This is a genomic window from Luteolibacter yonseiensis (assembly GCF_016595465.1).
GTDB lineage: Bacteria > Verrucomicrobiota > Verrucomicrobiia > Verrucomicrobiales > Akkermansiaceae > Luteolibacter > Luteolibacter yonseiensis.
In genome coordinates, this window is record NZ_JAENIK010000012.1 from 616,540 (window position 1) to 634,547 (window position 18,008).

Consider the following 18,008-nt stretch of genomic DNA (forward strand, 5'->3'; position numbering starts at 1 on the left):
TAAACGGTCTTGGTGAAGCTGGCCCACCAAGATTGGCTGGCTTTCGGTGATCGGGTATGTCGGCTTTTCCGGCTCACTCTGCCTGGCTTCTTTTTTGCGGCCGCTGTGGAGCGGTGTGTCCGCCTTGCATTGTGAAATCCGCCGCCACGTTTCATCGCGGCGGCGGAAGTGTGATTTGCGGGATGCGTCCGCCGCTTGATCCGCCTATCTCACGGCTTCCAACAGGAATTCCTGCCAGGCATTGCCGTTGTCGGGATATTGCTCGAGACGCACGTTGTTTGCCGAGTTTCCTCCGGGGATATCCCAGCTCATGCCGTCGTGGACGAAATGGAATTTCACGTTTCCGTTCGTCTTCGGCACGATGCGGAGCTTCTGGTCTCCGGCATTCGCCACGTTGTAGTCGTAAAGCTGGCAGTCCTCGCCATTGACGCTGGTGCCGCCGACCACGGAGATCGCGCGACCGAGGGCGTTGAGGCTGGACGCCTTGAGATGGCCGTTGGTCACGCCTTCGAAGCGCCATTTGAACCACGGGTTGTTCTCGTAGGTGTATTGGATGATCGGGTTGCCGTTCGAGCTTCCCGCGTTTTCGATACAGATGTATTTCCCCGTGGAGGCACGGACCTGGTAGTCACCCCAGGGTTGCAGGCGCCATTGCTGATGGAGTCCTCCGGTGTCGGTGTTCTGTTGCACGCGGTCGTTGTCGGCGGTGCCGGCGTTGAGGATCTCAAGCACGAGATTGCTCTTCACGTTGCGGATCTTGTAGTAGCCGTTTCCAGCGTCCACGAGGTCGAACTGCTGTCCGGTGTTGTTGCCGGTGTAGTCATAGGCGTGGGTCCTGGCTCCGGTGGCGGTGGAATCCGCCTCGATGCAGAGGGCTTTTCCACTGACCCACGAGGAGATGCGGAAATGGTTGGACGCCTCGGTTGGAGCAAGCACCCAGCGTTGGTTCGGACCGTTGTAATCGTAGCTCCATTGGTTGATGGCAGCGCTGTTGCCCGTGTTCCCGCTGATGAGATCGAGGGCTTTCCCACTGTTGCGGTTCACGATCATGTAATAGGCGGCGCGGTATGAAGGACGCGAGGCGGGGGTGTTCGTGTTGTAGATCATCGAACACTTCGACGCGTCCGCGAAGTCCATCAGGATGCTGCCGAAGCGGCCGCTGGGATTGTTGGTGAAGAAGGTGGTGAGCCGCGGGTTGATGTTGTTCGAGACGGTGGTGATGCTGGGGATGCCGAACACGCCGCTCTTCACACCGCTGGCGAAGTTCACATAGAGGGGGGCGGGGCCTCCGTAGCGCGCCTCGTTGAGGATCGCCAGGATGGAGTTCCATTTGGGATCATTGTCCGGGACGTTGTAGATGTCCTGCACGCGGAGGGTTCCGCCGGTGCTGAAGGCGGCGTTGTCCGGCCAGTTCGAGGCATCGATGCCCTTGGGCAGGCCGCCGGCTCCGAAGCGGCGGAAGAGCACGATCTTGCCCCGCGCGTTGGTCAGTGACGGGATGGACGAAGCGAGCAGCCATTTGCCCGGGTTCTGGGCGACGTAGGAATCGAAGGTGGCCTCGAACGATCGGGTGGTGCCGGAGGAGGTGTGCTCCTCCTTGACGCTCATGATGACGGTTTCCGAAGGATTCGCGTTGAGGAATCCGATGGTGTCGTTGAGCACGTCGTTGAAGTTGATGTTCTGATAGACGCTGCCGTGGTGGATGGTGAAGGCGTTGTCAAGGTGGCGGCAGCGGATGTCGAGGAATCTCACTCCGGCGTTCAGCTGTTCCGCGATGGTGAGGTTCTGGCATTTCGCCGTGCCCGCCACCGGCTCATATCTCGCACCGGAATCGTGTGTGCCGGGGATGGATAGATCGGAGATGAGTCTCGCGCCATCGACGGAGTTCATCCAGTTGTTGCCGGCGCCATGCAAGAGCGCCGGGATGGCGGTCAGGAACAGGCCCATAATCTTGCCCAGGTGGGTTTTTATCATCTTGGATTGTATTTTATGTTTGGGTTTGTCGTTCATCACTCCAAGGGGAAGATTGTTCAACGGGAGGCGGGATAGGCCGCGGCGGCGGCCAGCTGGGACTCGGCGACATCCAGCAGCGGCCCGTCTGGGAAAATGCCGACCCATTCCCGCGCACCTTCGGGATCGAGCATGATCCACTTGTGGAGCACGGCCAGCGCCGTCTCATCCTGCAGCGGGCCGGATGCCAGATGTTCCGCAACGAGGCGCGCGGCTTCACGGGGCGATTCTTCCGCACGTCCGAGGGCGATGCTGGCAAAGGCTCTCTGGCGGGCCTCGGCATCCGTCAGTTTTTCCGCGTGGAGGATCGCTTCGACGGAATCTACGGCCGCCATGATCTTGAGGATTCTCTCCCGCAACGGCCTGTGGTGCTCCGCAAAATCCAAAGCCAGATGGGGGTTGTCTTTCGCGATCGCGATGCAGACGTGGCTGAACACGTTGTCGCGTTCGGTGGCATCGCCGAGCTCCCGAGCCCAGGCCGCGGCAGCGGTGGGATCCTGCCGCGCCCATTCCCTCGCAACCTGGAAGAGCACCTCCTCACGCCATGCCCAGGGTTCCAGGTGTTGTGCCATCCTTGCGGCCGAGGCGATGTCACGCGCCATCAGATCCGGCAGGAGATTCCGCATGGCATGCTCCTTGTCTGATGCGTTTCCGCTGGCGAGCGTTCTCTGTAAAAGCAGCGTGCTGGACGAGGTCTGGTGTTTTGCCACCGCCGGACGGGCGGTCCTTCCGGGGCGTGATCCTCTTTTCGCATGGTCGGCGGTATCCGCCTCCGGGACGATGTCCGCGAGGTAAAGCGAAAATGACAACATCCCGAAAGGGACGAGCCATGAGGCGGTCTTCCACCATGATGCGGGCACGAGAGTGCGTGCCCGTGCGGGTTGATTTTGAAAGGGTTTCAAACGAAATGGGTTTTCCTTTGAGAGTCGATGCCCGGCTTCACGCCGGACGATGTTCTTGGAAAACCATTCTAACGAACGATGTTTCCCGAAGGTTCCGATGCACTAGTTAAGGAATGATGTATTGTCAACGTGCGAATTTCCCAAACCCATGACTCATGTTATATTTTTTCAAATCACACGGAAAGGTGTGATGAATCCATCGGCGGGGGAATCATCGGAGCGGGATGGTCTGATTCTCTCGAACTTTCCTTTTGAATGAAACCTCCCCCCCGATCGTGGGGGTATGACATAACTATCATAACAGATATTTCTATTGAATGTCATCGGGTGGAGATAGGTACCTGACGACAGGGACAAGCACCGGCAAGGATACGGTGCGCGCCTGCAACGGTTCAGACGGGCCGGAAGAGGACGAAGGGGGAGACGACAAGCGCTTCGAACTCCGCGTCGGTATCCTCCCATTGGGCGGCGTGAAGGTTTCCGATCTTCACGAGCTCTCCCGACTTCAGCCACGCCTCCACACGGTTCCTGTCGTTGTGCGCGAATGCCGTGCCCACTTCCTCCAGCTTCAGCTCCGGATCGACGAAAAGCAGGCTGCCGTTTTCATGATGCGGTCTGAGGTAGCTCCATGAGACATGGCCCGTGTATTTGGCGAGTTTTTCCGCCGTGGTGCTGTGGTCCTCACCGAGCATCACGTATTTCATCGGTTCCGGTGCGGCGTTTTCGTCGATTGAGATCACGGGGGTGGTTTAGCGGATGCCGCTCCTCCAGCCAAGGACGGAAAGTGACCCATATTCCTTCTTCACAACCCGCCGATTTTCAGTAGCGTTCGGCTGCGCCGGGCGTTTGGAAATTCCCTAGCAACTTTCCAAACTTCCCGGGGTGTAATGTCGAATGCCAAACCGGCTACCGGCCGACCATGAAAAACCACCTACGGCATCTGCTTTCCATTTTCATCCTCGTGTTTTGCGGGCTGGTGGGATGGTGGATCGCGCGTGGGGTGGAAAAGTCCGTGGTCAGGCATAGTCCTGTCAGGCCTCAGGTGGTGGCAAGGCCCGCCGTATCCGTGCCGCATCGTGCGTCGGCGCCTTATCGTGAAGAGTTCCGGGACGGAAGCACGGTGGAGATGTTCGAAAGCGGCACTCCGGATCAGGTGATCCTGCGTTTCCCCTCGGAAGAAACCTACAGTGCGTTTCTTTTCGCCCTTGCCGGCAGCAAGATCCAGTTGGTGGACCAGCTCGACCGCCTGCGGGCCGTGCGCCTCGGCTACTCGGAATGGAATGATCTCTCCAACCTGTTGGACGGGGAAAACATCGTGGCCTTCGACTCGCTTCCCGCTGTTCCGGCACCGGGCTCCTCAGGAGGGACGCAACAGGGGCTTGTCGGCTTTGGTGAGTCTCTTCTCCCGTGGCTCGGGGTCCCTGCGGACCATGCCGGCTGGGGTGCCGGAGTGAAAATCGCCGTTCTGGACACAGGCATTGTCTCCCACCCGGCGCTGCCCGGCTATTCCCAGTCCATCGTGATCACTCCGTTCCCGGCGGACATTTCCAAGACAAACGGGCATGGCACCGCGGTGGCCTCGCTCATCGCGGGAAATGACCCGCTCGCGCAAGGGGTGGCCCCGGCTGCGGAGCTCATTTCCGTGCGCGTCAGCGATGATTACGGCAGGGCGGATTCCTTCGCACTCGCTGCGGGCATTCTGGCCGCAATCGATGCCGGCGCGCACATCATCAACATTTCGATGGGGACCACCGAAAACAATCCCCTGATTGAGGAAGCCGTGCTCTACGCACACAAGCAGAACGTCCTCATCGTCGCTGCATCGGGGAATTCGGAGCGGTCCGAGGCCTGTTACCCCGCGGCCTATCCGACCGTCATCAGTGTTGGCGCGGTGGATGCGCGTGGAGAGCATCTGGATTTTTCCAACTATGGAACCTACCTCTCCATCACCGCTCCCGGTTACCTGATCGACGCGGCATGGCCTGGCAACCAATATCAGTCCATCGTTGGAACCTCCGCCAGCGCCCCTCTCGTCAGCGGAGCCATCGCCGCCACCATGTCGAACGGGCGCGGTATCACCATGACGGCCAGCCAGGCGGCGGAAATCGTCATGAACAATGCGGACGAGGCCGGAATACCCGGACCGGATTCCGAATATGGCAGCGGCATACTCAATCTCGGGCGCGTCATGAACCGAAACATCCCCGGCATCGTCGATGCGGCCATCACCAACCAACGGCTGGTAAGATCCGTTCGACCCGGTGTGAACGATGAAATCCAGGTGACCATCCAGAACCGTGGCACCTCGGTGCTGGTGAACACCCTGCTGGAAATCGACACCCGTTTCGGCAACCGGCGGTTCAACGCCACCATGATCGCCCCGGGGGCGATGCAGACATTCTCAATGCCGGTCCGTCTGGATGGATTGGCAGGGAACGAACCACTTCGGGTAAGCTCCAATCTCAGCCTTGGCAACGCCGGGCAGGACCTCACTCCGTTGAACAACCAGCGCGAGGACACGTTCTACGTGCGCTGAAACCGGGAAGACCGGGATCCGTCCGGACAGTGCTTGAAAGCTCGTTCCGGAAAGGATCCAACGGACGACCATCATTTGATCATGTTGAGTGAGGAAACCTTTTCCACGCCATCACGCTCGGAAACGGTGATGCTGAGTATTCCTGAGGAGGAATCCGCGGCAACCTCGGTGTGGGCTGAGTCATGTGCGGTGACCCGCCAGTTGGTGAACGCGTCGATGCTGCCACCATTCTCGCGGAATGATGTGGCAAACTGGGTGATGAACGCGTTCACGAGCTTTTCCTTCTCTATAGCGGAAGGAAGGGCGATGTATGAGGCACCCACATTCTCGCCGATGGACGTGAAGACGGGCCAGTCGATCTTTTCGGCAACGGAGGCATCCCCACGCGCCAGTGACTCGAAGGCGGACCTTGCAAAGGTGACATCGCCGGCAGTGGCGACTTCCGTCTTCACTTCAGACACCGTTCGTTTGGCTTCCCGGCAGTTGGCAAAAATCAGTGGAAGGGTCAGCAGTGGAATAAGGTAGGCCGTTTTCATGGTGCTGCCGGATTCGCAGAATGCATACCATTGCAAAAAGCATTGATATTTCAACGATTTAGGCAGAGTCGCATTTTGCATTATGCGCTGTGCGGGTGCATAATGCCTCATATTGTCATCAGTTTTCCTGCAGCCTTGCCGTGAAAAACCGGTCCGCGTGGCTGTTAGATACTGGCGATGTAGGGGTTGGAACTTGTCACAACAGCGCGGTCCGGGATGGTATGTTTGCTGCACAATCATCCACAGATTCCTTTTCGAATCCGCACTCAAACCCCCTTAATAAAATGATCACGAATCTAGAACAGCTTTACTTCAACCAGATTCACGACCTGTGCAGTGCGGAATCCCAGTTGCTAGGCGTCCTCCCCCAGATGGTCGCTTTCTCATCCCGCACGGAACTGCGTGATGCGTTCCGCCTTTGTCTGCGTGACAGCCGCACGCATTTTTCCAGTCTTGTCGAAATCCGGAAAGAGCATGGAATTTCACACGAAACCATGATTTGTGACGCGATGCGGGGCCTCGTCATTGAAACCAAAAAGCATCTCACCAAAACCGTCCCGGGCGAGGTGCGGGACGCGGTGCTGATCGCATCCGGCAACCGCATCGAACACTACGAAATGGCGAGCTATGGCGTTGCCAAGGCGTTCGCGGATTGTCTCGGATTCGACCGTGATTCGAAACTGTTGGCGGAGATGCTTCAAGATGTATGTGAGGCGGACAGCGCCATCACACGGATCGCCGCCGGTGGCATCTTCCTTACCGGAGCAAGGAGCGGCGCGTCCTTGGTCTGATGTGGGTGAAGTGATCCATGCCCACAGGTTCATCGCCAGTTATATCAATGATCCCGGGGTGCGGCTCCATAATGCTGACAAACTTGCCAACTTGGTAAAAACGCATTGCAGGACGCTGTTTCATCGGGTAGTGGGGAGAGTGGTAATAAACCAATTTTACTGATATGAAATTCAATCCGGAAAATCCTTCGCAGCTCGCGGAAAAGATCCTCGAAGCTGAAAACAAGTTGCACAACCTCGAGTTGGAAATCGCGGAAATCGGCCTGCCGGCGGGCCAGGAGCTGCTGAGGCGCCTGAACGCGCTGAAAGTCGAGGAGAACGCGCTGAAGCGGAACTTCGAGGAGTCGGTCCGCCGGGGTGAACCCGACTCCGTGAGGCTTGAGAAAATCGAAGCTCTGCTGGCCCATATCGAGCGGGAGGAGGACTCGATGGAACATGACGCCCATTTCCTGCATCAAGCCGCCCCCTCATCCATGGCGCTTGCGGTGGAAGCCAGTGTGCAAGTGGCGGATCTCCTGAGCCGTGGAGTAAAAAAGGTCATCGGGAACCACCATCCCCTGGGAGAATCGGTGTTTGTAAACCACACCCATGACAACCTGGCCAGCCAGTATGGGGTGGAGGATCATGATCACCCGGAAAAGGCTTCGAGACCACCCGGCGCGTCTTGAATCGGCGCAACGGAGTCCTGCCCGTGCGGCATCATGACGGGGAGTGCGGATCACGCTTGGCGAACGGCATTTCGTATGCATGACTTGCGGCTCCTTTTCCGGCATGAAAATTCTCAGCTACCAAGATTCCGGCTACGCGCCGTTTGTCCGTCGTCTCAACCGCCGCGCCCTGCCGGAGCCCGGGACCCGGGACCTTGTCAGCACGATTATCGCGGAGGTCGCCACAAAGGGGGACGAGGCCCTGTTCACCCTCACCAAACGCTTCGACGGCGCGATCCTCACGGCCAAGACGCTTTTTGTCAGTGACGCCGAATTCGCCGCGGCGGAAAAGGCCGTCACGCCCGAGACGAAGGTCGCGGTGGCGCGCAGCTTGAAGAACATCCACTCCTTCGCGAAACGCAGCCTGCGGAAGGATTGGTCCGCCAAGAACGCGGAAGGTGCAACAGTTGGCGAGAGATTCACTCCGTTTGACAGGGTGGGGGTTTACGTGCCAGGAGGCAAGGCCCCATTGGTCTCCACCGCCCTGATGACGGCCGGGTTCGCCCAGGCGGCGGGAGTTCCGGAGATCCTGGCTGCCACGCCCTGCGGACCGGACGGCTCCGTGAATCCGGCTCTTTTATACGCGCTCCAAGCGGCGGGAGTGACCGAGGCGATCAAGGTCGGCGGGGCCCAGGCAATCGCGGCCATGGCACTCGGCACGCGCACCATCCGCCCGGTGGATCGTGTTTTCGGCCCGGGCAACTCCTTTGTGGTCGAAGCCAAGCGGCAGCTCGTCGGCGCGGTTTCGATCGATCTCCTGCCAGGACCCAGCGAGATTCTCATTCTCTCCGACAAGACCGGAAACGCGGAGTTCATTGCCGCGGACATTCTCGCACAAGCCGAGCACGGCGGCGACAGCATTGTCGGCTTCGCCACCGATTCGAAGGCGTTGCTGGGCAAGGTGGTGAAGGCGATCGAAAAACAACTGCCCACCCTCAATCGTTCGAAATACATCCGGGAGGTTCTCAAGCGCGGAACCTTCCTGCTTCACGTGAAGTCCTTTGCGGAGGGTGTGTCCATCTGCAACGCCTTCGCCCCGGAGCACCTTTCGCTCATCACCGCGGAGGAGGACCGCTGGCTGCCGCTCATCCGCACCTGCGGAGCGATCTATCTGGGCAACGACTCTCCCGTTGCCGTCGGAGACTTCCTTGCGGGTCCCAGCCACACCCTGCCAACGGGGGGATCCGGCCGTTCATTCTCCGGCATCCGGGCGGACCAGTTCCAGCGCCGTACCAGCATCGTCCGTCTGGACAAGGAATCCGTCAGGAAATCGCTTCCGGTCGTGGAGGAATTTTCCCGCATCGAAGGCTTGGACGCCCACGGCAGATCCACAGCCATCCGGCTGGAAAAGTAAACGCGGCGGCGGGCGCTCACCTGCGGTCGAAATGGAACACCGGCGAATAGTCGTGCCGGTGGCCCCGGACTTCCTGACGGAGGATTTCAGCTGCGGTCACGCTGTAGGTGATGCCGTTTCCTCCGAAGCCGAGTGCGAAGAGGCATAGCGGGTGCTTCCGATAGGGCCCGATGAAAGCCAGCCCGTCATGGGTCTCGCCAAAGGTGCCCGCCCATGAATGGGAAATTTCCATTCCGCTTTCCGGAAACATCCCGTTGAACCGGTCCGCCAGCCGCGCGCTTTTCCTGGGAATGAGTTTGTCGCGGGCGGTGGCATTCCGGAATGGAACATCTTCCCCTCCCATGATCGCCCGGCCACCGGCCTCGGTCCGCAGGTAGAAATAGGGTCTCGCGGATTCCCACAGCAGACAGCTTTTCCACCACCGTTGGTATTCTTCCAGCGGTTCCGACGCCGCAGCGAAGGAACTTTGCAAATTCACGCAGGAGGCGGTATCAAACAAGGTCTGGGTCTGGTATCCCATCGCAACGATGACCCTCTTCGCCCGGATGGTGGAGGAGCGGTCGGTTCTGACAAGAACTCCGGATTTGTCGATGTCCAACCTCGTGACGCGGGTGCGGTCGAAAATCCTGCCGCCACGGCGCGCCACCGTTTTCAGCAGGCCGATCGTCAAGCGGTAGGCATCCACTTCCGCAGCCTGTGCCGAGCACAGCGCTCCGGGTCTTGAGAATCCGAGCAGGGATTTCACGTCGCTTTCGCCCCAGTCTTCGACTTCGATCCCGATGGCGCGTCTGGCCTCGCTTTCCTCCCTCAGGATCGGGACATGTCCCTTCACGGACGCCAGATAGACGCTTGGCTTCCGCGTGAAGGCACAGTCTTCCAGACCGAGAGAGCGGATTTTCTCTTCGAGAATGTCGATACTTTCGTAGCACGCCTGATAGGCCATGCGCGCGTGGTCAGGGCCATGCAGTTTGATGAGGTCGATGAGATGCGTGTCCACCTCATACTGCAGGAGGGCGGTGCTGGCGCTGGTGCTGCCATGGCCCACATCACACGCGTCCACGATGATGACATCATGGCCGTCCGCCGTGAGAGCCTCGGCAACGCATGCGCCGGTGATGCCCGCGCCCAGGACAATGATGTCGCACGATTGGTCCGAAGCGAGGGGTGGGAAGTCGGCGAGCAGGCCGTTTTTCAACGTCCAGAAGGGATGGTCCGAGGTGAGATCCATGGGTGGAGGGCCTTATGAAAAAACCACCACGGCAAGACCTGGCGAGGCCGGACCGGGTGGTGGTTGTGTTTGAGGTGGAGATTGGCTGTTTCAGCCGCCGATCTCGTCTTCCGGTTCATACCTGCGGGTTTCATCGGTTTGTCTGTTCTGGCAAAGCGAATAAACGCCGTAGGCAAGCACTCCGACCAGCAACGCCCCGCCGATCCAGCCGGCGGACTGACGGGGAGGATGTCCCCGGAAATCCCGCAGGCGCGAGGCCGCGTAGGCACCACCGGCAGCGAGCTGGCTCTTCGCCTGGTCAGCCAGTTCGCGTGCCCCGTTGGGGAGGGTCTTCTTGGTGGTGTGGGACAGCAGGCTGCCTACGTCCTCCCGGAGGTGGAAGATGTCGTCACGGACGCGGTTGAGCAGGTTGGAGGCCCTTCTGTCGTTGAATAAGGATGAATTCATGGTTCTGAGGAAACGGGTTGATGAGGAAATTGGTTCAAGGGGTCTTGCCACGGAGCGCACGCGCCAACGCGGAGACTACCAATAGGACGAGGAACACGAAGAACAGGATCTGTGCGATCGAGGATGCGGTTCCGGCGATGCCCCCGAAGCCGAGGATCCCGGCGATGAGAGCGAGTATGAGGAATGTGAGTGCCCAGCTTAACATGACTTTGATTTTCTATTGCCGGAGTGGATCTGAGGCTGGCGGTGACCCGGCTTGTCCCCGCCCGCCATGGTGTGAGAATTACGGATTCAAGACGGATTCGAAGGTGCGGATGGCTTCTTCAAGCTCGGTGGCCACGTCAGTGATGATGGCGGCATGGTTCGCATCCAGGTTTCCATGGGTGAGAACGTCGTGGATGGTTCGGGAAAGCTCCTTTTCGCCCCTCACGCACTCGGCCAGCACGGCTTTCAGCTCGTCGTCGGTCATGAGAGCCCGGGCCAGCATCCACCAACGGTGGAGCGTCGCTTCCGGACTGCTTTCGGAATCCACCTTTTCCCCTTGGTTCAGAATGAGGGTGGAAACGTGACGGACGATGAGTTGGCGCCGATCTGCGATTTCGAGAAATGCTTCGGCAAAGGAGGGAGATGATACCACCGCAGCCGCCTGTTGGTAGCCATGGTAGGAATCGATGTAACGGGTGAGAACGTGTTGTAACTCAGCGGCATCTTTGACCGGACGATCTTCAAGCGTAAGCATGAAAAGCTTTTCGCAGGAACGGTGCCAAGCCGTCGCGGACGGCTAACGCTATGATTATCAATAGGGTGACTATTTTATCACGTGCGCAGCGTGCCCATTGGCCGTGCAGATCGCTTCGATGTGTGCAAAATGCAATAAATCCTTGATTTCCCAAAAGCAAATCGGGGATTTCGGGCGATTTGCGCTATCTGCCTACCGCATGGAGCGGTTGCCTTAGCCCTGCCGTCGGGTTTCCAACAGACGCGTCGAAACAATTTGGTTCACCAGCTCCGTCACCTCATCAAGGGAACCTCCACACGGGATGACTTCGACAAATGGTTCTTCGCGAAGGCTGAGGAAAACATCCCGGCAGTGCTGGAGGTTCTCCCGTTTTTCGAATTCGTTCGCGACATCGCCGCGCGCACCGATGCGGAGGAGGGCCGCGTCCACATCCAGATCCATCACGAGAAGCAGATCCGGTACCGGGGCGAAGAGTTCGTTCCGCTTGCGGATTTCCTGCGGATCGAATCCCCGGGAACTCTGGTAGGCCATGGTGGAGAAATAGTAGCGGTCCAGGATCACGACTTTCCCCGCGGCCAGCGACGGTCTGATGAGTTCTTCCACATGTTCACGCCGGTCGTTGAGGAAATACTCGAGTTCCTCTTCGGGAGAAAGCCGTCCGGTGGCGGCGGACTCGCGGACTTTCCGGCCCCAGGGTCCGGCGGTGGGTTCGCGGCTGAGCACCACCTCGCGGCCCTGGGCGGTGAGCCAGGCGCCGAGACGTGCCACCTGGGTGGACTTGCCAGTACCATCGATCCCCTCGATGACGATGAAGAATCCGTCCGGCATGTCTTTACAGGTAGCGGGATTTGAGGTGGGCCAGATAAGCGTCCGTGGAAGGCGCGGTGCCGGTGGCGGAGCGGATCAGTTCCGCCGGATCGAGCGTGGCGCCATGGGCATGCACGGATTTTCCCAGCCAGTCCAACAACGGCAGGTAATGCGCCTTGCCAATGGCGTCGGCAATGGCCTGCTGTTTCCCTGCGGCGGCGAAGAGCTGGGCTGAATTGATGTTTCCGAGCGTATAGGTGGCGAAGTAGCCGAGCCCACCCATCGACCAGTGGATGTCCTGCAGGCAGCCGTGGCGGTCGTCCTCCGGCGCGAAGCCGAAGAGTTCGCGGAAGCTTTCGTTCCAAGCGGCGGGCACGTCCTTGACCGCGAGTTTGCCGCTGACCATGCGCCGCTCCAGCTCGAAACGCAGCAGGATGTGCAGGTCGTAGGTGGCCTCATCCGCCTCGACACGGATGGGAGAGAATTCGGCGCGCCAGAGGTAGCGGAGGAATTTTTCCAGCGGGAATCCGGCGAGTTGGGGGAAGGTGCCCTGTGCCACGGGATACCAATGCTCCCAGAACTCCCGCGAACGCCCGACGTGGTTTTCCCACAGCCGCGACTGGGACTCGTGGATGCCCAGCGAGACCGCGCTGCCGGATGGCAGTCCGAAGTCATCCTGAGGCAGTCCTTGTTCGTAAAGTCCGTGTCCCGCCTCGTGCAGGACGCCGAAGAGTGACGAGGTGAAATCCGACTCCATGTAGCGCGTGGTGAGGCGGATGTCCCTCGGTCCGAGGGTGGTGCAGAACGGGTGCGTCGTGGTGTCGATGCGACCCGCATCAAAATCGAATCCGATGGACGCGGCGATGCGCGCGTTGAAATGCTGCTGGGCGGCGACGGGATAAGGGCCGGGAGGCAGCGAGGGGGCGTGTGAAGCGGAATGCTCGACCGCTCCCGCAGAGATTTCCCGCAGGGAAGGCCGCATTTCGTCGAACAACCGGGCGACAGCGGCGGTGCTGGTTCCGCGTTCGTAGCCGTCCAGCAACGCGTCGTAGGGTTCGTCCGCGTATCCCCACAGATCCGCTTTTTCGCGGGCGATGCCGAGCAAGGTTTCCAAATGCGGGGCGAAGGTGGAGAAATCCGACCGCTCGCGGGCGTCCGCCCACGCGTGCTTCGCGAGCGAACTGGCCACCGAGTCACGGGCGACGAGTTCCACCGTCAGCTTCGTCGCGCGGTCGAACTCGCGGCGCATCTCCCGGAGATTGGCGGTTTTTTTGAAATCGGAGCCATCATCAGCCGCCTCGGCCTCTTCGAGATCCCTCCTCCATGCATCGGACGTGGAGAGTTCGTGGGCGCGTGAGGAGAGCCATGCGAGCTGATCCGCACGGTGCTTCGCGGCGGCTTCCGGCAGGTAGGTTTCCTGGTCCCAGCCGATGACGGCGGCGGACGAGTTGATGACCGCAAGCTCGCGGGCTTTTTCAAAAATCGGCATGCGGGGTTTCTGAATGAATCCCGCCGCGAGGCAAAGCCGGAAAATGGGGATTTGTGGGAAGACTTACGAGGAGCCACAGGTCATTCGACCCGGTTGCCTCCGCACGGCGTTACCGCAGGAACCGGCGGCGGACGTCTTCAGGGACGTTGTTCGCGGCGACCCATTGTTTCACTGCGGCAGCGTCCCGCTGCGACCATTCACCGAGCATGCGGTAATAGAGACGGCGTTGTTGGTCGGGATTCGCGACGCCTTGGATCCATGCGGCGGACTGCTCGGGAGCGCGGGTGTTGCAGCTCCAGACGAACTCCTCGACGACGTTGTCGTAGCCCGGTGTGCCTGCGAGCGTGGCGACCCATTTCGCGGTCTGGGTGATCTTGTTCATGTCGCCTGAGGACATGGCGGGGATGATGCCCCGGGCGGCCTCGCCCCGGGCTTCCGGTTGGAGGGATTTCAGCCAGAGGGCGGCCTCGTCAGGATCTTTCGAAGCGAGGGCCTGGGCGACGCCGCGGGCGGCGCGGATCTGGTCCTCGCCCGCGTTCATGGAAGCGAGCCATTTCGCGGCGTCCTCGGGATTTTTCTGGGCGAGCCGCTCGGCGATCATGGCGACGAATCCGCCCCGCAACGCATCGTCCTTGATGGTGGCGGGGTAGTTTTTCGCCGCATCGATGCCTTGGAGGAACAACGCGTCCGTGATCGCACCCGCGGCATATCCGCGCTCGTCGCTGCGTGGCATTTCCTCCGCGAGGCGGGTGGCGGAGGTCAGGTCGTTGCCTGCGATACCCCGGATGATGGAGGCCATGTAGGGATTCGGCCCCTCGCCGGTGAAGTTCGCCTTGGCCCATGCCTCGGCGGCGGCCGGGTCGTTGCCCGCCCAGGTTTCGAGAATGGTTCCGCGGCCGCGGCCTTCGCCGTTCTTACCGACGTATTCGAGCGCGGCAAGCGGGTCGAGCTTGGCCCATCCCTGCAGGATGAGGCCGAATTCGCCACGCGAATTGCCGAGATGGTCGAGATTGCGGAATTGTTCCGCGACGGCGGCGAACTGGTCAGGGCCGAGCTTTTCGATCATATCCATCAACGCGCGCTGGCGGGAAAAGGCATCCGTCATCTTCACAATCCCGCCGAGCTGCTCGACGGGGTCGATTCTGGGCCTGCCCGAGGGACCGCGGTCGGAATCGCGAGTTTTTCCCTCGCGGTCGGTTTCGGCACTCCCGGATGATCCATCAGCACCGCGGGATGAGGAACGGGTGGAAAGAGCGGCTGTCCCACCACCTGTTCCGTCAGCGCCGGTCTCGCGAAAACTGTTCGCGATCATGGCTGCCGCGATGCCTACGGAAAACACGGCTCCGTGGGTGAAGATGAGGTTAGAGCGGTTCATGACAGGAGTTACGGAGTAGGGGATGCGGATGTTTCACTTCACGGCGGTCACCATGATAGCGTGTTCGGCGGGTTGTTTTGCTTCGGAAATCGCTTTTTCCAACGGTGTCCGGGCTTTCTCCGTGAGCGCGAAGGCAGCCTCGGCATCCGCAGCACCTTCCGGACCATGGATGATGCTCTTGATCTGGCGTGTCTCATATTCCTGCTTTTTGGAAACGGCGTCCCAGATTTTTTTAAACACCGGAACCAGCGGATTGTTGTCGAAGTCCTTGGCGAGGTTCACCCCGGCGGCGAGGTCCTTGGCGGTGTAAGTGCGGCTCTGGTCTCCCCAGGTCACGGTGTATGACTCGGCTTTGGGGGAGGTGACACGGAAGAGAAAACGGTTCAGCTCGTCATCGAAGGGCACCAGCGCCATGCCCGCGCGGATGGAATCGTCTTTATCCGTCGCTCCCGGCCCGGGGCAGAAGGGCAGGCGGGTGCTGCGGAGGGTGATCTTCCCCCCGATGGAGGTGAGGACCTCGTGACCGTTCGCGGCGGTGGCTTTGCCGCTGGTTTCGTCGTAGCTCACGGCGCCGAGGTTTCCATCGACGCCCAGTCCCTTGAGAAATCCGTAGGCCATGATGACCTGTCCGGCCCACGCCGGGTGGACGCCGTCTTTTCCTGCGACCTTGAAGTCCGGGCCGAACTGTTTTTCCGCGTTGAAATCAGCGAGCAGCATGGGACGGTAGAGATCCGCGAAAGCGGCGTTCTTCGCCTTGGCGATTTCCACGTTGATGTTCCGGAAGCGGGAAAGGCTCAGGTTCAGGTCCTGCTGGGTGCCGGCGGCGGATTTCACCCAGTGTGGCACGGAGTCGATGATTCCGGGCGAGCCGATCACCACGCGGCAGCCGGATTCCTGGAAGACGGTGACGATGGCCGTCTGGTTCTTCCGGTATTCCGCGGCAATCCCGTCCTCGTAGGGGACGTAGCGGAAGTCGTTCATCCCATAGCAGGTCGTGGCCACGGTGGGCTTGAAGCGCAGCACGTCGTTTTTCATGCGCCCGAGGAAGCCACCCGCCTGCTCGCCGCTCCAGCCATACTGGCGGCAGGTGATTTCCAACTCCGGGTAGCTGGCGGTCAGGTAGGATTCGAGCAGGACCGAGTAGAGTTTCTGCTCGGTGATGGAGTCGCCGCAGATGGCGATGCGATCGCCTTTTTTCAGGAAAGGGGAAGCGGTATCCGGAGCCGGTTCCAGCACGTAGGCGGAAAGCTCCGCAGGCAGCGGAGGCAGTTCCCGGGCGGTGAGGGGCAGGACGGAAACAAACGGCAGTAACCAGGCGGCGCGGATCATGTGGCGTAAACGATCCCGGCCCCGCTCATTTTACAAGTGAATCGTGCGGAAGGCGTTTTATTCCTCCGTCATTTCGATATTCAATCGAAGAACTCGAGTTGCTCGACCTCCTGCGGGTCAGTGAAGCGCACGCCGACCCCGAGGAGTCTCACCGCCCGGGCGTTTCCGCGTTTCCAGGCTTCAGCGAGGAGGTCTTCGAAAACCGAAATGTCCACCACGTGCCCGGCGCGTTCGGCGGTGGTGCGGTCGAAGTCCGCGAATTTCATTTTCACCACCAACGAACGGATGGTGCGGTCCGAGTGGGACTTCGCGAGATCTTCCAGCAGTCCCTCGATCATGCCACGCATCGGCGGGATGAGGGCTGGCAGCGTGGTGATGTTTTCGGAAAAGGTCGTCTCGCTGCTCACCGATTTCCGGGTGCGGTCGGGCGTGACGGCGCGGTCGTCCATCCCCCGGCACAGGTGCCACAGCTCGATGCCCCATTTCCCGAAACGCTGGGAAAGCTCGATCTGGTCGAGCTTCTGCAGGTCCCCGCATGTTTCGATGCCGAGCACGGTGAGTTTCTCACGCATCTTTTTCCCCACGCCCCAGATACGTCCGACGGGCAGCTTTTCGAGAAACGCCGGGATCTCCTCCTCGGTCACCTGTTTCTGACCGTTCGGCTTGTGCCAGTCGGAGGCGATCTTGGCGATGAGTTTGTTGGGAGCGATCCCGGCGGAGGCGGTGAGTCCGGTTTCTTCAAAAATCTGAGCGCGGATCTCACGGGCCACCGCGGCACCGTTGGACTCCAGGTGCGAGACATCGAGGTAGGCCTCGTCCAGCGAGAGCGGCTCGATGAGGTCGGTGAACCGTCCGAAAATGGCACGGATCCGGGAGCTGACCGAGCGGTAAAGATCGAACCTCACCGGCACGAGGATGAGCTGCGGACAAAGTTCGAGCGCCTTGAAGACAGGCATCGCGGAGCGGCAGCCGTATTTGCGGGCCTCGTAGTTCGCCGTGGTCAGCACGCCGCGCCGCTCGCCACCGCCCACGCCCACGGGCTTGCCGCGCAAGGCGGGGTTCTCCCGTTCCTCGATGGCGGCGTAGAAGCAGTCCATGTCGATGTGGATGATTTTTCTCAAGCGGCGGGCACAGTGTCGGCTGCGGAGGCGGGATGCGCCACAGCAAATCCGGGAACCCCGGGATTTTCAACGCGGCTGCGGCGGTGTCGCGATACGCCGGGGGGACGCATGCGGGGACTGTCATTTCGGAGTGGAGAAAACGGCGGGTGCGGTCATGTTTGAGGCACGATGAACTTGCCGATCACTGGAGGATGCATTTGCGGGGCGGTGCGATACGAGAGCACGGCGGAACCGGTGCTGATGTTGAAATGCCACTGTCGCGACTGCCAGCGGATCACGGGCGGACCTTATGTGCCTGTGGTTGTTTTCCCCTATCCGGCGTTCCGGCTGACACAGGGAGAGGTCCGGCGGCATTCCACCGCGACCGAGGGTGGAGGACATAATGTGCGCGGGTTTTGTCCGGAGTGCGGTTCCCGGCTGACGGGCGCGGAAAATGCGGAACGGGGCATCATCGGCGTGGTGGCGTCGAGTCTCGACGATCCGGCCATTTTCCAGCCGAAGTTCGAGATATACGTGGAAGATGCCCAGCCGTGGGATTTCATGGACTCCTCGACGCGCAAATTTTCCGGACATTTTTCGAAAAAGCCGGAGGCCGACACTCCATGAGCTTGTTGACCTATCCCGAAATCTTCAGCAG

Annotated in this window: 18 protein-coding genes; 5 read left to right on the forward strand and 13 right to left on the reverse strand. The window is 60.3% G+C overall.

Going from position 1 to position 18,008, the window contains the following annotated elements:
* Nucleotides 1-204 precede the first annotated feature (204 nt).
* From JIN84_RS18295 to JIN84_RS18305, 3 genes are all read right to left on the reverse strand, one after another.
* Nucleotides 205-1,974, reverse strand: coding sequence for a phosphatidylinositol-specific phospholipase C domain-containing protein (locus JIN84_RS18295; protein WP_200352514.1), 1,770 nt, complete (start codon nt 1,972-1,974; stop codon nt 205-207).
* Between the two features lie 56 nt (nt 1,975-2,030).
* Nucleotides 2,031-2,870 carry a hypothetical protein gene (locus JIN84_RS18300; RefSeq protein WP_234043558.1) on the reverse strand — a complete coding sequence of 280 codons (840 nt, stop codon included), beginning with the start codon at nt 2,868-2,870 and terminating at the stop codon, nt 2,031-2,033.
* A gap of 434 nt (nt 2,871-3,304) precedes the next feature.
* Nucleotides 3,305-3,652, reverse strand: coding sequence for a DUF2288 domain-containing protein (locus tag JIN84_RS18305; RefSeq protein ID WP_325099617.1), 348 nt, complete (start codon nt 3,650-3,652; stop codon nt 3,305-3,307).
* 179 nt (nt 3,653-3,831) lie between these two features.
* Between JIN84_RS18305 and JIN84_RS18310 the strand changes: the two genes are divergently transcribed.
* Nucleotides 3,832-5,448: a S8 family peptidase gene (locus tag JIN84_RS18310; RefSeq protein ID WP_200352516.1), complete on the forward strand. Its 1,617-nt coding sequence runs from the start codon at nt 3,832-3,834 to the stop codon at nt 5,446-5,448.
* 71 nt (nt 5,449-5,519) lie between these two features.
* Here the strand turns inward: JIN84_RS18310 and JIN84_RS18315 are convergent, their stop codons facing one another.
* Nucleotides 5,520-5,984 carry a hypothetical protein gene (locus JIN84_RS18315; protein WP_200352517.1) on the reverse strand — a complete coding sequence of 155 codons (465 nt, stop codon included), beginning with the start codon at nt 5,982-5,984 and terminating at the stop codon, nt 5,520-5,522.
* 284 nt (nt 5,985-6,268) lie between these two features.
* On the opposite strand from JIN84_RS18315, the gene JIN84_RS18320 reads away from it, so the two are divergent.
* The 3 genes from JIN84_RS18320 (at nt 6,269) to hisD (ending at nt 8,836) form a co-directional block, all read left to right on the forward strand.
* Nucleotides 6,269-6,775, forward strand: coding sequence for a YciE/YciF ferroxidase family protein (locus JIN84_RS18320; protein WP_200352518.1), 507 nt, complete (start codon nt 6,269-6,271; stop codon nt 6,773-6,775).
* A 164-nt stretch (nt 6,776-6,939) separates the two neighbouring features.
* Nucleotides 6,940-7,443, forward strand: coding sequence for a hypothetical protein (locus JIN84_RS18325; protein WP_200352519.1), 504 nt, complete (start codon nt 6,940-6,942; stop codon nt 7,441-7,443).
* A gap of 103 nt (nt 7,444-7,546) precedes the next feature.
* On the forward strand, nt 7,547-8,836 hold the full coding sequence (gene hisD, locus JIN84_RS18330) for a histidinol dehydrogenase (protein ID WP_200352520.1): 1,290 nt from the start codon (nt 7,547-7,549) through the stop codon (nt 8,834-8,836).
* A 16-nt stretch (nt 8,837-8,852) separates the two neighbouring features.
* Here the strand turns inward: hisD and JIN84_RS18335 are convergent, their stop codons facing one another.
* The 9 genes from JIN84_RS18335 to dinB all read right to left on the reverse strand — a co-directional run bounded on the left by JIN84_RS18335 (nt 8,853) and on the right by dinB (nt 17,371).
* Nucleotides 8,853-10,064 (reverse strand): NAD(P)/FAD-dependent oxidoreductase, encoded by a 1,212-nt coding sequence (locus JIN84_RS18335; protein ID WP_200352521.1) that lies wholly within the window; start codon nt 10,062-10,064, stop codon nt 8,853-8,855.
* Nucleotides 10,065-10,154: 90 nt separating this feature from the next.
* Nucleotides 10,155-10,511: a hypothetical protein gene (locus JIN84_RS18340; RefSeq protein ID WP_200352522.1), complete on the reverse strand. Its 357-nt coding sequence runs from the start codon at nt 10,509-10,511 to the stop codon at nt 10,155-10,157.
* A gap of 34 nt (nt 10,512-10,545) precedes the next feature.
* Nucleotides 10,546-10,716 carry a DUF1328 domain-containing protein gene (locus JIN84_RS18345; protein WP_200352523.1) on the reverse strand — a complete coding sequence of 57 codons (171 nt, stop codon included), beginning with the start codon at nt 10,714-10,716 and terminating at the stop codon, nt 10,546-10,548.
* A gap of 78 nt (nt 10,717-10,794) precedes the next feature.
* Nucleotides 10,795-11,250, reverse strand: coding sequence for a PA2169 family four-helix-bundle protein (locus tag JIN84_RS18350; RefSeq protein ID WP_200352524.1), 456 nt, complete (start codon nt 11,248-11,250; stop codon nt 10,795-10,797).
* 213 nt (nt 11,251-11,463) lie between these two features.
* Nucleotides 11,464-12,078 carry a dTMP kinase gene (tmk, locus tag JIN84_RS18355; protein WP_200352525.1) on the reverse strand — a complete coding sequence of 205 codons (615 nt, stop codon included), beginning with the start codon at nt 12,076-12,078 and terminating at the stop codon, nt 11,464-11,466.
* Between the two features lie 4 nt (nt 12,079-12,082).
* Nucleotides 12,083-13,546: a carboxypeptidase M32 gene (locus tag JIN84_RS18360; RefSeq protein ID WP_200352526.1), complete on the reverse strand. Its 1,464-nt coding sequence runs from the start codon at nt 13,544-13,546 to the stop codon at nt 12,083-12,085.
* 109 nt (nt 13,547-13,655) lie between these two features.
* Nucleotides 13,656-14,921: a hypothetical protein gene (locus JIN84_RS18365; protein WP_200352527.1), complete on the reverse strand. Its 1,266-nt coding sequence runs from the start codon at nt 14,919-14,921 to the stop codon at nt 13,656-13,658.
* A 33-nt stretch (nt 14,922-14,954) separates the two neighbouring features.
* A complete protein-coding gene (locus tag JIN84_RS18370) occupies nt 14,955-16,250 on the reverse strand; it encodes an SGNH/GDSL hydrolase family protein (protein WP_200352528.1) in 1,296 nt (431 codons plus the stop codon).
* Between the two features lie 80 nt (nt 16,251-16,330).
* Nucleotides 16,331-17,371 (reverse strand): DNA polymerase IV, encoded by a 1,041-nt coding sequence (gene dinB / locus JIN84_RS18375; protein WP_234043559.1) that lies wholly within the window; start codon nt 17,369-17,371, stop codon nt 16,331-16,333.
* Between the two features lie 168 nt (nt 17,372-17,539).
* Here dinB and JIN84_RS18380 point away from each other — a divergent pair, with 168 nt between their 5' ends.
* Nucleotides 17,540-17,977, forward strand: a complete 438-nt coding sequence (locus JIN84_RS18380) for a GFA family protein (RefSeq protein WP_234043560.1) — start codon at nt 17,540-17,542, stop codon at nt 17,975-17,977.
* Nucleotides 17,978-18,008: the final 31 nt, after the last annotated feature.